Annotated in this window: 15 protein-coding genes; all 15 read left to right on the plus strand. The window is 65.2% G+C overall.

Annotated elements, in window-relative coordinates:
• The first annotated feature begins 180 nt into the window (after positions 1-180).
• Positions 181-2,172 carry a conjugal transfer protein TraG gene (locus tag BLR75_RS09900; RefSeq protein WP_084310724.1) on the plus strand — a complete coding sequence of 664 codons (1,992 nt, stop codon included), beginning with the start codon at positions 181-183 and terminating at the stop codon, positions 2,170-2,172.
• The gene (locus tag BLR75_RS09905; protein WP_084310725.1) at positions 2,169-2,603 is read left to right on the plus strand and encodes a CopG family transcriptional regulator; all 435 of its coding nucleotides are present in this window, start codon (positions 2,169-2,171) and stop codon (positions 2,601-2,603) included. Before BLR75_RS09900 ends, BLR75_RS09905 begins: the two co-directional genes overlap by 4 nt.
• Entirely contained in the window at positions 2,600-3,592 is a 993-nt protein-coding gene (gene trbB / locus BLR75_RS09910) for a P-type conjugative transfer ATPase TrbB (protein WP_139207013.1), read from the plus strand. The genes BLR75_RS09905 and trbB overlap by 4 nt, the downstream gene beginning before the upstream one ends.
• Positions 3,593-3,603: 11 nt before the next feature.
• Positions 3,604-3,945 (plus strand): TrbC/VirB2 family type IV secretion system protein, encoded by a 342-nt coding sequence (locus tag BLR75_RS09915; RefSeq protein WP_084310727.1) that lies wholly within the window; start codon positions 3,604-3,606, stop codon positions 3,943-3,945.
• Positions 3,942-4,214, plus strand: coding sequence for a VirB3 family type IV secretion system protein (locus tag BLR75_RS09920; protein WP_084310728.1), 273 nt, complete (start codon positions 3,942-3,944; stop codon positions 4,212-4,214). The genes BLR75_RS09915 and BLR75_RS09920 overlap by 4 nt, the downstream gene beginning before the upstream one ends.
• Positions 4,215-4,224: 10 nt before the next feature.
• Positions 4,225-6,654 carry a conjugal transfer protein TrbE gene (trbE, locus tag BLR75_RS09925; RefSeq protein ID WP_084310729.1) on the plus strand — a complete coding sequence of 810 codons (2,430 nt, stop codon included), beginning with the start codon at positions 4,225-4,227 and terminating at the stop codon, positions 6,652-6,654.
• A complete protein-coding gene (trbJ, locus tag BLR75_RS09930) occupies positions 6,651-7,385 on the plus strand; it encodes a P-type conjugative transfer protein TrbJ (protein ID WP_084310730.1) in 735 nt (244 codons plus the stop codon). The genes trbE and trbJ overlap by 4 nt, the downstream gene beginning before the upstream one ends.
• A gap of 21 nt (positions 7,386-7,406) precedes the next feature.
• Positions 7,407-7,592 (plus strand): hypothetical protein, encoded by a 186-nt coding sequence (locus BLR75_RS09935; protein ID WP_371858114.1) that lies wholly within the window; start codon positions 7,407-7,409, stop codon positions 7,590-7,592.
• Positions 7,589-8,749: a P-type conjugative transfer protein TrbL gene (gene trbL, locus BLR75_RS09940; RefSeq protein WP_084310732.1), complete on the plus strand. Its 1,161-nt coding sequence runs from the start codon at positions 7,589-7,591 to the stop codon at positions 8,747-8,749. Before BLR75_RS09935 ends, trbL begins: the two co-directional genes overlap by 4 nt.
• Before the next feature lie 12 nt (positions 8,750-8,761).
• Positions 8,762-9,469, plus strand: coding sequence for a conjugal transfer protein TrbF (trbF, locus tag BLR75_RS09945; RefSeq protein WP_084310733.1), 708 nt, complete (start codon positions 8,762-8,764; stop codon positions 9,467-9,469).
• Entirely contained in the window at positions 9,466-10,452 is a 987-nt protein-coding gene (trbG, locus tag BLR75_RS09950; RefSeq protein WP_084310734.1) for a P-type conjugative transfer protein TrbG, read from the plus strand. Before trbF ends, trbG begins: the two co-directional genes overlap by 4 nt.
• 2 nt (positions 10,453-10,454) lie before the next feature.
• On the plus strand, positions 10,455-11,720 hold the full coding sequence (locus BLR75_RS09955; protein WP_084310735.1) for a TraB/TrbI/VirB10 family type IV secretion system protein: 1,266 nt from the start codon (positions 10,455-10,457) through the stop codon (positions 11,718-11,720).
• Positions 11,717-11,950, plus strand: coding sequence for a DUF2274 domain-containing protein (locus BLR75_RS09960; protein WP_084310736.1), 234 nt, complete (start codon positions 11,717-11,719; stop codon positions 11,948-11,950). Before BLR75_RS09955 ends, BLR75_RS09960 begins: the two co-directional genes overlap by 4 nt.
• 94 nt (positions 11,951-12,044) lie before the next feature.
• On the plus strand, positions 12,045-12,323 hold the full coding sequence (locus tag BLR75_RS09965; protein ID WP_084310737.1) for a type II toxin-antitoxin system RelE/ParE family toxin: 279 nt from the start codon (positions 12,045-12,047) through the stop codon (positions 12,321-12,323).
• 17 nt (positions 12,324-12,340) lie between these two features.
• A complete protein-coding gene (locus tag BLR75_RS09970; RefSeq protein ID WP_084310738.1) occupies positions 12,341-12,628 on the plus strand; it encodes a HigA family addiction module antitoxin in 288 nt (95 codons plus the stop codon).
• Positions 12,629-12,664: the final 36 nt, after the last annotated feature.

The raw sequence follows: 12,664 nt of genomic DNA on the forward strand, positions 1-12,664 counted from the left end.
CATCTACCTCGTGTACACACCCTGCTGAGTTTTTCCACCGACCGCCACAGCCAGCTGTGTTGCCCCTACCTCCTTAGTCCTCGCCGAAACGGTCTTTGACCCCTTCCGTCCCAGTACCGAACCTCTCATCCGCAGCACATCTGCGTGCCGTGCGTTTTGTCTGGGAGCTTGGGTTCAGGGATGCATGCAACAACGGTTCTGTACGGCCAGGTGCTGGTGGTGTTGGCCATTACCCTGTCCGGGGTGTGGGGTGCCACGCAGTGGACGGCTGCTGCGCTCGGTTACCAGGCTCGCCTTGGCGCGCCCTGGTTCGAGTTGCTGGGCACGCCGGTGTATCACCCCTGGCGTCTATTCGAGTGGTGGTTCGTCTTCGATGCCTACGCACCGGACGTATTTAATGTCGGCGGCAGTATCGCTGCTTGCAGTAGCCTGCTGGCGTTGGTGGTGGCCATTGGTATGGCGATCTGGCGTGCACGCCAGGCTCGCCGGGTCACCACCTACGGCTCCGCTCGCTGGGCCGATGCGGATGAGGTGCTCAGGGCTGGCCTGACCCAGCCCGCGGGTGTGTTCCTCGGCCAGTTCGACGATCAGTACCTGCGTCACGAAGGCCCCGAGCATGTGCTGACCTTCGCGCCGACACGCTCGGGCAAGGGCGTCGGCCTGGTTGTGCCTACCCTGCTCTCCTGGCCGGCCTCGGCGGTGATCCACGACATCAAGGGTGAGAACTGGAGCCTGACCGCGGGCTGGCGTTCGCGCTTTTCCCACTGTCTGCTGTTCAACCCCACCGACCTAGCCTCGGCCGCCTACAACCCGTTGCTGGAAGTGCGTCGCGGTGCCCACGAGGTGCGCGACGTACAGAATATCGCCGATATCCTGGTCGACCCAGAGGGCGCACTGGAGCGGCGTAATCACTGGGAGAAGACGAGCCATGCGCTGTTGGTTGGCGCCATCCTCCACGTGCTCTACGCCGGCCAGGACAAGACCCTGCGCGGCGTCGCCAACTTCCTCTCCGATCCGGCCTGCACCTTCGAGCTGACGCTGCACCGGATGATGACAACGCCGCACCTGGGCGATGCGCCGCATCCGGTGGTGGCCTCTGCGGCGCGGGAGGTGCTGAACAAGAGCGACAACGAGCGCTCGGGCGTGCTGTCCACGGCCATGTCCTTCCTCGGCCTGTACCGCGACCCGACGGTGGCCGAAGTCACCTCGCGCTGCGACTGGCGCATCGCCGACCTGATCTCCGCCGAGCATCCGGTGTCGCTGTACCTGGTGGTACCGCCCTCGGATATCAGCCGCACCAAGCCGCTGATCCGCCTGATCCTCAACCAGGTCGGCCGGCGCCTGACCGAGTCGCTCGACGGCTCCGACGGCATCGAGCGCCGGCATAAGCTGCTGCTGATGCTGGATGAGTTTCCGGCGCTGGGGCGGCTGGATTTCTTCGAGACGGCGCTAGCCTTCATGGCCGGCTATGGGCTGCGCGCGTTCCTAATCTCTCAGTCGCTGAACCAGATCGACAAGGCCTACGGCCAGAACCACTCGATCCTCGACAACTGCCACGTACGGGTGACCTTCGCGACCAACGACGAACGCACCGCCAAGCGCATCTCCGAGACCCTGGGCACTGCCACCGAACTGCGCGCGCAGCGCAACTATGCCGGCCACCGTCTGGCGCCCTGGCTGGGGCATTTGATGGTGTCGCGCCAGGAAACCGCACGCCCACTACTGACTCCGGGTGAGGTGATGCAACTGCCCAGCGACGAGGCCGTGGTTATGCTCTCGGGCCTCGCACCGATCCGCGCGAAGAAGCTGCGCTACTTCACCGACGCCAACTTCCAGAGCCGGGTGCTGCCGACGCCGCGCTTGCAGCCGGGCCGCTACGCAGACGTACCAGCGCCACGCCCAGACGACTGGAGCAGCCTGGCTGTGACTGCGGCCGTTACAGCATCGCCGGCCGACCTGAGCGACGACTCGACCATCGAGGACGGCGGCCCACGCCGTCAGCCCGAACTGGCGGTGCTCGCCCAGTTTCCGGATCACGACGAGCTGACCAGCGACCTGCTGTTGCTCGACGAGGACGACATTCCCACGCCCTTCCCCACCCAGCCGGACCCACGCCTACAGCGCGTCGCGCGGCTGGCCGCCCTCGACCCTGACGATGGAATAGCCCTATGAGCCGAGCCCGCCTCAACCTGTTTATCCAACCCGAACACGCCAAGCGCCTGAACGAGCTGGCGATCACCAAGGGCGTATCGAAGTCCTCGATCATCGCCGCGGCGCTGGCCTCCTGGCTGTCGCCCGAGTCCGGCGAGCAGCGCGAGGTGGCCATGGCCAAACGCCTGGATCGCCTGTCACGTCAGTTCGAACGTCTGGAGCGCGACCAGCACATCCTGATCGAGACCGTGGCGCTGTACGTGCGCTACTACCTCACGGTCAGCACGCCAGTGCCCGAGACACATCAGGAGGCGGCCCGCGCGCAGGGCAAGCTGCGCTTCAGCCAGTTCGTCGAGCAACTGGGGCGTCACTTGCAGCGCGGGCGCAGCCTGGTCAGAGACGTAAATGAAGAGATTCAGGCAGAGGCTCAGGTCTCGGGAGAACGTCCATGACCGCCGCAACTTCCAGCGTACTGGGCGCAGCGGCGGCTTCCCTGAATCGGCGCACGCACATGCTGCGCACGGCGATGGGTCCGCTGATCGCTGCAGCTCTGGACGACCCCGACGTGGTCGAGGTGATGCTCAACCCCGACGGCGTACTCTGGCTGGATCGCCTTTCCGCCGGCCGCTCAAGGTTGGGTACGCTGGCGGCCGGCGACGGCGAGCGGATCATTCGCCTGGTGGCCGCGCATGTCGGCCAGGAGGTACATCGTAACAAGCCGCTGCTCAGCGCCGAACTGCCAGAGACTGGCGAGCGCTTCGAGGGTGTACTGCCGCCTGTGGTGGCCGGACCGACCTTCGCTCTACGCAAACGCGCAGCCGGCGTCATCCCGCTGCAGCAGTACGTGGCCGGCGGCATCCTCAGCCCTACCCAGGCCGAGTACCTGCGCGTGGCCGTGCACGAGCGGCAGAACATTCTGGTGGCCGGCGGCACCAGCAGCGGCAAGACCACCCTGGCAAATGCACTGCTGGCCGAGGTGGCCGGCAGCGGCGACCGCGTGCTGGTGCTGGAGGACACGGTCGAGTTGCAGTGTCTGGCCCTCGATCACGTCGCCCTGCGCACCAAGCCCGGTGTGGTGTCGATGGCCGACCTGGTGCGCAGCACGCTGCGCCTGCGGCCCGACCGCGTGGTGGTCGGCGAGGTGCGCGGCAGCGAGGCGCTGGACCTGGTCAAGGCCTGGGGCACCGGCCATCCCGGCGGTATCGCCACCATCCATGCCGGCTCCGCCCAGGGTGCGCTGCTGCGCCTGGAGCAACTGATTCTGGAAATCGCCCTGGCTGCGCCGCGGGCGCTAATCGCCGAGACGGTCAACCTGGTGGTGTTCCTCGCCGGGCGCGGTCGCGCCCGCCATGTCCAGCAGATAGCCCGCGTCATCGGCCATGACGAGCGCGGCTACCAGCTCAGCTCCATCGACACCCTCCTTCGCTCCACCTCTGCCTAGGGAACTCAGCCATGACTGTCCTTCAGCTTTCAGCTGTTTTTCGTCACCGCGTCGTCAGTAGCTTAATGCTCGGCGCCCTCTGCCTAGGTGCCTCCCTGCCGGTGCTCGCTGCCGGCTCCGGCATGCCCTGGGAAGGACCGCTGCAATCGATCCTCGACTCGGTACAGGGTCCGGTGGCGCGCATCATCGCGGTGATCATCATCATTACCACAGGCCTGACGCTGGCCTTCGGCGACACCAGCGGCGGCTTTCGCAAGCTGATCCAGATCGTCTTCGGCCTGTCGATCGCCTTCGCTGCGTCCTCGTTCTTCCTCAGCTTCTTCAGCTTTGCCGGCGGGGCGGTGATCGCATGAACGGCGAGCGCGAACTCATACCCGGCTTTGAGGTGCCACTGCACCGCTCGCTGGCCGAGACGATTCTGCTCGGCGGCGCGCCGCGCAATGTGGCGATCCTCAACGGCACCCTGGCGGCCGTAGTCGGCCTGGGCCTGCAGCTGTGGCTGCCAGGCCTGGCGCTCTGGTTGGTCGGCCACTCGTTGGCAGTGTGGGGCGCCCGCCTGGACCCGCAATTCCTGCAGGTCTTTGCCAGGCATATCAAGCAGCCATCGCTGCTGGATGTGTGAGGAGGCCGCCATGCTGAATCTCACCGAATACCAGCGCCGCCCCACCCAACTCGCCGACTGGCTGCCATGGGCCGGCCTGGTCGCACCCGGCGTGGCGTTGAACAAGGACGGTTCGTTCCAGCGCAGCCTGCGCTTTCGCGGGCCGGACCTGGACAGCGCCACCCAGGGCGAGCTGGTGGCCACCTCGGCGCGCCTGAACAATGCCCTGCGTCGCCTTGGCTCGGGCTGGGCGCTGTTTATCGAGGCCGAGCGCCTGGCGGCAGCCGACTACCCTGACAGCGATTTTCCCGAGCCATTGTCATGGCTGGTGGACGAGGAGCGCCGTGCTACCTTCGAGGCGCAGGGCAGCCACTTCGAGAGCGTCTATCACCTGACACTGCTCTACCTGCCACCGGAGGAGTCGCGCTCGCGCGCCGCCGGCCTGCTCTACGAGCATCGGGCGCAGCGTGGTGTCGACTGGCGCGAACGACTGGCTGCCTTCGTCGCCGAGACGGATCGTTTCTTCGACCTGCTGGACGGAGTGATGCCTGAGCTCGCCTGGCTCGATGACAGCCAGACGCTGACTTACCTGCATGCCACGATTTCGACCCAACGCCAGCGGGTGGCTGTACCCGAGGTGCCCTTCCACCTCGATGCCCTGCTGGCCGACAGTGCTCTAACGACTGGCTTAGCGCCGCGTCTCGGTGAGATGCATCTGCGCGCGCTGTCGGTACGCGGCTTTCCCACCTCGACCTGGCCGGGCATGCTGGACGACCTCAATCGCCTGGGCTTTGCCTATCGCTGGTCGACCCGTTTCATCTGCCTGGACAAGGACGAGGCCGATAAGGAACTGGTACGCCTGCGCCGACAGTGGTTCGCCAAGCGCAAGGGCGTCCTAGCGCTGCTGCGCGAAGCGATCTTCCAGCAGGAGAGCCCACTGCTCGACAGCGACGCTGCGAACAAGGCCAGCGATGCCGACGCGGCGCTGCAGGAGCTCGGTGCCGACCAGGTCGCCTTCGGCTATGTGACAGCCACCGTGACACTGAGCGATGCCGATGCCCAGGTCGCCGACGAGAAGCTGCGCCGGGTCGAGCGGGTGATCCAGAGCCGCGGCTTCGTCACCATCGCCGAGAGTCTCAACGCGGTGGAGGCCTGGCTATCGTCGATCCCCGGCAACGCCTACGCCAATGTCCGCCAGCCGCTGATCTCCACGCTCAACCTGGCGCACCTGATGCCGGTCTCGGCAGTCTGGGCTGGCCCGGCACGCAACGAACATCTGGATGGCCCACCATTGGTGATCACCCGCACCGATGGCGCCACACCCTTTCGCCTGGTTACCCACGTTGGCGATGTCGGACACACGCTGGTGGCTGGCCCAACGGGCATGGGCAAATCGGTGTTGCTGGCGACGCTGGCCCTGCAGTTTCGGCGGTACCCGGGCTCGCGACTGTTTCTGTTCGATATGGGGCGTTCGTTGCGCGCGACTGTGCTGGGCCTGGGTGGCGAGCACTACGACCTCGGAGGCGATGGCGACCTGGCCTTCCAGCCCCTCGCGCGCATCGATCAGCCGGGCTATCGCGCCTGGGCTGCAGAATGGCTGGAGGCTCGCCTGCTGCACGAAGGCGTTGCCGTCGGCTCCGAGCAGAAGGCCGCACTGTGGACGGCACTCGACAGCCTGTCCGGCGCGCCCGAGGCGCAGCGCACACTAACCGGTTTGTCGGTGCTGCTGCAGGACAACGTCCTGCGCCAGGCACTACAGCCCTACGTACTGGGCGGCGCGCATGGAGCGTTGCTGGATGCCGATCAGGATCGGCTGGGCAGCGCCGACGTGCAGTGCTTCGAGATGGAGGAGTTGATGCACAGCAAGGCGGCGGTGGCCGCCGTGCTGAGTTATCTGTTCGCCCGCTTCGAGGAGCGCTTCGATGGCGCGCCGAGCCTGCTGATCCTCGACGAGGCCTGGCTGTTTCTCGATGATCCGCTGTTCGCCGCGCGCATCCGCCAGTGGCTCAAGACCCTGCGCAAGAAGAACGTCAGCGTCATCTTCGCCACCCAGTCGCTGGCCGACATCAAGGACTCCAGCATCGCTGCGGCGATTATCGAGAGCTGCGCCAGCCGCATCTTCCTGCCCAACCCGCAGGCGGGCGAGCCACAGATCCGAGGCATCTACCAAGGCTTCGGCCTCAACGACCGACAGATCGAGATCGTCGCCCAGGCCACGCCCAAGCGTGATTACTACTACCAGTCGCGCCTGGGCAACCGCCTGTTCGACCTCGACCTGGGGCAGGTAGCGCTGGCCTTCGCCGCCTCGGCCAGCCCGGCCGAGCAGCGCGAGATCGACCGCATTTTGCACACGTCCGGTGCCGCCGATTTTGCCCCTGCCTGGCTGCGACACCGCAGCCTGAACTGGGCCGCAGACCTGCTCACCGCTTATCCCTCGTCACGCAAGGAGTGCCTGCCATGAGATCCCCTGTCCACAATTTCCCCTGCGCAACGCTGCTGGTACTGGGTCTGCTAGCCGTGAAGCCGGCCAACGCTTTCACCGTAATCGATCCGACCAACTTGGTGCAGAACACCCTGACTGCAGTACGCACCCTGGAGATGGCGAACAACCAGGTTCGCCAGTTGCAGAACGAGACCCAGATGCTGCTGAACCAGGCCCGTCATCTGCAGCGGCTGGACTACAACGTGGTCAGCCAGTTGCGCGCGAGCCTGGCCAATACCGAGCGGCTGCTCGCCAAGGCGCAAGGGCTGGCCTACGAAGTGCAGCGCCTGGATCAGGAGTTCAGCCGACTCTACCCGAGCGAGTACACCGGCGACGTCAGCAGCCAGCGCCTGGCAGAAGAGGCGCGGGAGCGCTGGCAGCAGGGCCTCGACGGGCTGCATACGGCGCTGCGCGTGCAGGCTCAGGTGACGCAGAACCTAGCCGAGGATGAAAGCGCCTTGGCGGCGCTGGTGCAGCAGAGCCAATCCGCGGGGGGTGCCTTGCAGGCTGCTCAGGCCACCAACCAGTTGCTGGCCCTGCAGGCCAAGCAGTCGATCCAGGCTCAGCAACTGCAGATCACCCAGAACCGCGCCGTCGCCCTGGAGCTTGCCCGCCAGTCTGCTGCGGCCGAGGAAGCACGCGAACGGCGACGCCGATTTATGGGCAACGGCACGCCCTACACCCCCTACCCCGTGCAGTTCTATCGCTAGGGAGGCGGCTTCATGAGATTCCTGACACTGCTGACACTGCTGCCGCTGCTGGTGCTAGCCGCCTGCGGACAGGCTGACAACGGCGTCATGGCTAAGCAAGACGATGCGACTGAGCGCTTCTACTCCGGCTGTGCCCGGCACGGCGAGTTTCTCCGGCTTACCGACTTGCCCGCGATCCCGCCAAGCTTCGACGAGGACGTGCAATGAACGACGTCAGCGTTATCGACCGCTTCCTCGAGGTGTTCGGGCTATATATCGACACCGGCTTCGGCCTGCTCGGCGGTGAGGTGGCCTTTCTCACCATGACCCTGGTGGTGATCGACATGACCCTGGCCGGGCTGTTCTGGGCCATGGGCGGTGAGGACGTCAGCGCCAAGCTGATCCGCAAGATCCTCTATGTCGGTGCCTTCGCGTTCATCATCGGCAACTTCAACGCACTGGCGAAGATCATCTTCAACTCCTTCGCTGGGCTAGGGCTACTGGCGGCGGGATCCGCGCTAAGCCCTGCGGAGTTCCTGAAGCCGGGCCGGCTGGCTGCTATTGGTATCGACGCTGGAGGCCCTCTGCTCGAGCAGATCAGCATGCTCAGCGGATTTCCGGAAGTCTTCGAGAACCTTCACAGCATCCTGGTGCTGTTCCTGGCTTGGCTGGTGGTGATCGTCAGCTTCTTCTTCCTGGCCATCCAGCTGTTCGTCACCTTAATCGAGTTCAAGCTGACCACCCTCGCAGGCTTTGTGCTGGTGCCCTTTGCGCTTTGGAACAAGACCGCCTTTCTCGCCGAGAAGGTACTGGGCAATGTGGTCGCGTCCGGCATCAAGGTGCTGGTTCTGGCGGTGATCGTCGGCATTGGCAGCGGGCTGTTCGCCGAATTCCAGGCCGTGCCGGACGAGCCCTCCATCGACCATGCGCTGGTGGTCATGCTCGCCTCGCTGGCCTTGCTCGGCCTGGGCATCTTCGGGCCGGGCATTGCCACCGGGTTGGTCTCCGGCGCACCGCAACTTGGTGCTGGTGCCGCGGCCGGTACTGCGCTGGGTGCAGCGGGCATGGCGGCGGGGACCGCTGCAGTAGCCACAGGTGTCGGTGGCGCGGTAGTGGCCGGTGCCCGCATGGCGCCCGGTGCGGCGCGCTTGGCAATGGGTGGCGCTCGCTCTCTGGCAGGAGCCCCTTCCGGCGCTGCAACAAGTGGCGCGCCCGCCGCTTCCGATCCTGCAACCGCCCCAGCCAAACAGCCCGACTGGGCCAGACGCCTGCAGCGCAGACAACAACTCTCACAGGCCACCAGCACGGTCGCCCACAGCCTGCGCGGTGGCGATGGCGGTGGTTCATCACCTGGGCCGCAGATCCGCGACCCGTCGAATTCGTGAAGGAGAACGAGGATGCGATTCAGACGTCCGCGGGCGTGCTACAGCGACAGCCCGCAACCGAGCACGCCCTACCAGGCGGCGGCACAGGCCTGGGATAGGCGTATGGGCAGCAGCCTGGCACAGGCGCGCAACTGGCGGCTGATGGCTTTTGGTTGTCTGGGCCTGGCGCTGCTGATGGCCGGCGGGCTGGTCTGGCGTTCGGCGCAGTCGACGGTGACGCCCTATGTGGTGGAGGTCGACAACCTCGGCCAGGTACGCGCCGTCGGCGAAGCCGCCAGCCCCTACCAGCCCCAGGATGCGCAGATCGCGCACCACCTGGCGCGCTTTATCGAGCAGGTGCGCTCGCTGTCGATTGATCCAGTGGTGGTGCGGCAAAACTGGCTGGAGGCCTATCACTCCACCACCGACCGAGGCGCGGCCACCCTCAACGACTATGCCCGCGCCAATGATCCCTTCACCCGGGTCGGCAAGGAGTCGATATCGGTTGAGGTCACCAGCGTGGTGCGTGCCAGCGACAGCTCGTTCCAGGTGCGCTGGATCGAACGCCGTTTCGTGAATGGGTCAGCGGACGGGCTGGAGCGCTGGACGGCGGTGATCTCGCTGGTGCTACAGCCTCCACGCACCGAGGAAAAGCTGCGCCGCAACCCGCTCGGCATCTACGTCAACGGCCTGTCCTGGAGCCGTGAGCTGGACACTACGGAAGGAGCCAAGAACCCATGAAGACCGCCTTGAACCTCTGCATCTGCCCTCTGCTGCTGAGCATGCTGGCCGGCTGCGCCAGCCAGGAACCGCCAGTGATCGCGCTGGATGAACCGGTAGAAGCGCAGCGCCTGCCGGAGCCGCCCAAGCCCATCGAGGTGGTGGAAGTCCCCAAGCCCCTGGCCCTGCCAGCGCAGCTGAAGCCGCTGCCGGGAACACAGCGCAGCAAGCCGGCCAAGGAACCGGCCGATGAGCGCGTGCGGGTCTCGCGCGCCAATCGCGAGGCTCGAGTCGCGCCGAGCCGGGAAGGCTACATCAACGCCATCCAGGTCTGGCCCTACTCTGATGGCGCGCTGTTCCAAGTCTATGCCAGTCCGGGCAGGGTGACGACGATCAACCTGCAGCCCGGCGAGGAGCTGATCACCGTGGCCGCCGGCGACACCGTGCGCTGGATCGTCGGCGATACCACCAGTGGTAGCGGTGACGAGCTGCGCACCAGCGTGCTGATCAAGCCGACGCGCGTTGACCTCAAGACCAACCTGGTAATCACCACCACGCGCCGTACCTACCTTATTGAGCTGACCTCCACCGAACACGCCTGGATGGCGTCGGTGTCCTGGGACTACCCCCAGGACCGCATGCTCGCGCTGCAACGCCGCGCCAGCGCCGCCCATGCCGCAGCACCGGTGGATGTCGGCCTGGCGCTGGAGCAGCTGCGCTTTCGCTATGCGATCAGCGGCAGCAATCCACCCTGGAAGCCGCTGCGCGCCTTCGACGACGGCCGCAAGGTGTATATCCAGTTCCCCGCCGGTATCGCCCAGGGCGAGCTGCCGCCGCTGTTCGTGATCGGCCCGGAAGGCGACGGACAGTTGGTCAACTACCGCTTCCGCTCGCCCTACTACATCGTCGACCGTCTGTTCGGTGCAGCCGAGTTGCGTTTGGGCGCCGACAAAGGTGACGTGGTGCGGATCGAGCGCACCGATGTCGTGGCACGGAGGCCCTGAGCATGGCGGCCAAGGACGACATCCAAAGCCCGACTAACTCGCTTCCGCCGAAGGAAGCACCTGAATCGCTGGAGCTGCGCGCCAAGCCGCGCCCTGTCACCCGACTCAATCCGCGCATGCTGGCCGTAGTGGTCGGCGGCCTATCGGCCGCAGTGCTCGGCGCCATGCTGTGGTCGCTGCAGCCTCAGCAGCGCCGCCAGGGCACCGAGCAAAGCGAGCTGTACAACGTCGACCGTGTGGCGCGCTCCGAGGGGCTGGAGCAGTTGCCGGCAGACTACTCGCAGTTGCCGCCTCCACCTGAGCCCGAGGTACCGCAACTGGGGCCGCCGCTGCCCGGTGATCTGGGCGGCCCGATCCTCAAGGCCGAACAGTGGGCGCAGGGCTATGGTCATGGTCCGGATGCCGCTGAAACCGAGCGCCTTGCCCGGCTCAAGGAAGCCGAGGAAGCCGCGCAGTCCTCGGTGTTTTTCCAGACCAGCAGCGCGAGGAAATCGAACGCTGCATCCGCTGGGAGTGCCCAACCCGATCCCATGACCCTGGGTATGGCCTCGTCAGGCACGTTAGCCCCAACTGCAGGAACGCCGACCCAGCAGGAACGAAACGAGGCGTTTCTCAGTAAATCCGTAAACGCACAAATCCGTAATTCCGGATTGCTGCAGATGCCTGAGTCGCCCTACCAGGTGATGGCCGGCACCGTCATCGCGGCAGCGCTGGTCACCGGCATCAAGTCAGATCTACCCGGCGACGTGATCGCCACGGTGACCGAACCAGTCTACGACAGCGCCACCGGCCAGCACGTGCTGATCCCCCAAGGTGCGCGCCTGCTGGGCCGCTACAACAGCCAGGTGACCTACGGGCAAAGCCGCGTGCAGGTGGTGTGGCAGCGGGTGATCTTGCCGGACACCTCATCCTTCCAGCTCGACAACCTGGTCGGTACGGACGCCGCCGGCTATGCCGGTCTCGAGGATGGCGTCGACTGGCATTGGGATCGGATCGTCGCCGGCGCGGCCATGACCAGCCTGCTGGGCATCGGTGCCGAGCTAGCGGCACCAACGAGTCGCACCGACGGCGATCGTATCATCATCGCCGGTCGCGACAGCCTGCAGGACACGGTGAACCAGGTCGGCCAGGAGATCACCCGACGCAACCTCGACATCCAGCCCACGCTGACCCAGCGCCCTGGCCTGCCCCTGCGCGTGATCGTCAACCGAGATCTGGTGCTGCGCCCCTACCAACCCGTCACAGTTCAACAAGGGAGCCCGGAATGAGCACGACCAAACTGCGTCTCGGCCCGCTGCCGAAAACTGAGAACCTGAAGCTGACTTTCACCTGTCCGGCCAGCCTGAAGGCCGACCTCGAGCGCTACGCGGCGCTGCACTCACAGACTTACGGTGAAGAGGTCGACGCCCTGACGCTCATTCCGCACATGCTGGAGGCGTTTATGGCGAGGGATCGAGTATTCAGGAGAACGAATACTAAACAAGGCTCCGGTAACTGATGGGCCTACATCCGCCCCGCAGTAGCCGTGATGGCGACGGCAGAATATCCACACACGATTGAAAACCGTGACCTAATACATCACACTCATTACCATGATCGTAAGCTTCCGGCACAAAGGTCTACGCATTTTCTTTGAATCTGGCTCAACCAAAGGCATCCGGGGCGACCACGCAAAGCGCCTGGGCCGAATGCTGAGTTTTATGGATAGAGCCAATGAACCCGCCGACCTCGACATCCCCGGTTGGCGGCTACATCCCCTCAAAGGGGAACTGGAAGAGTTCTGGTCACTCACCGTCAATGGAAACTGGCGAGTGATCTTTCGATTCGTGGGTAGCGACATCGAACTCGTCGACTACCTTGACTACCCCTGAATGGGAGGGGGTTATCCATGACCATGTTCAACCCGCCGCATCCTGGTGCAACCCTGCTTGAGGACGTGCTTCCCGAACTGGGCATCAGCATTGCCGAACTTGCCCGCCGCCTTGGCTTTGCGCGGGAATCCCTGTCTCGAGTTTTGCACGGCCATGCACCGGTCAGCCCAGACTTGGCCGTTCGGCTGGAATTGGCCGGCATCGGTAAAGCGCGCACCTGGCTAGGCGTGCAAGCCGACTACGATCTGTGGCAAGCCAGGCATCGCGAACAGCCGCACATCGAACGCTTTGCTGTGATTGCTTAGTTCCTTATGGAAGGTGACGACTGATAACGAGGGAGG

It is taken from the genome of Pseudomonas jinjuensis, assembly GCF_900103845.1.
Lineage (GTDB): Bacteria > Pseudomonadota > Gammaproteobacteria > Pseudomonadales > Pseudomonadaceae > Pseudomonas > Pseudomonas jinjuensis.

Coding starts and splice junctions, on each gene's coding strand:
- BLR75_RS09965 (WP_084310737.1), top strand. CDS start 12,045: ATGATCGTAAGCTTCCGGCACAAAGGTCTACGCATTTTCTTTGAATCT.
- trbG (WP_084310734.1), top strand. CDS start 9,466: ATGAAGACCGCCTTGAACCTCTGCATCTGCCCTCTGCTGCTGAGCATG.
- BLR75_RS09970 (WP_084310738.1), top strand. CDS start 12,341: ATGACCATGTTCAACCCGCCGCATCCTGGTGCAACCCTGCTTGAGGAC.
- trbF (WP_084310733.1), top strand. CDS start 8,762: ATGCGATTCAGACGTCCGCGGGCGTGCTACAGCGACAGCCCGCAACCG.
- trbB (WP_139207013.1), top strand. CDS start 2,600: ATGACCGCCGCAACTTCCAGCGTACTGGGCGCAGCGGCGGCTTCCCTG.
- BLR75_RS09900 (WP_084310724.1), top strand. CDS start 181: ATGCATGCAACAACGGTTCTGTACGGCCAGGTGCTGGTGGTGTTGGCC.
- trbJ (WP_084310730.1), top strand. CDS start 6,651: ATGAGATCCCCTGTCCACAATTTCCCCTGCGCAACGCTGCTGGTACTG.
- BLR75_RS09915 (WP_084310727.1), top strand. CDS start 3,604: ATGACTGTCCTTCAGCTTTCAGCTGTTTTTCGTCACCGCGTCGTCAGT.
- BLR75_RS09905 (WP_084310725.1), top strand. CDS start 2,169: ATGAGCCGAGCCCGCCTCAACCTGTTTATCCAACCCGAACACGCCAAG.
- BLR75_RS09960 (WP_084310736.1), top strand. CDS start 11,717: ATGAGCACGACCAAACTGCGTCTCGGCCCGCTGCCGAAAACTGAGAAC.
- BLR75_RS09955 (WP_084310735.1), top strand. CDS start 10,455: ATGGCGGCCAAGGACGACATCCAAAGCCCGACTAACTCGCTTCCGCCG.
- BLR75_RS09920 (WP_084310728.1), top strand. CDS start 3,942: ATGAACGGCGAGCGCGAACTCATACCCGGCTTTGAGGTGCCACTGCAC.
- trbL (WP_084310732.1), top strand. CDS start 7,589: ATGAACGACGTCAGCGTTATCGACCGCTTCCTCGAGGTGTTCGGGCTA.
- trbE (WP_084310729.1), top strand. CDS start 4,225: ATGCTGAATCTCACCGAATACCAGCGCCGCCCCACCCAACTCGCCGAC.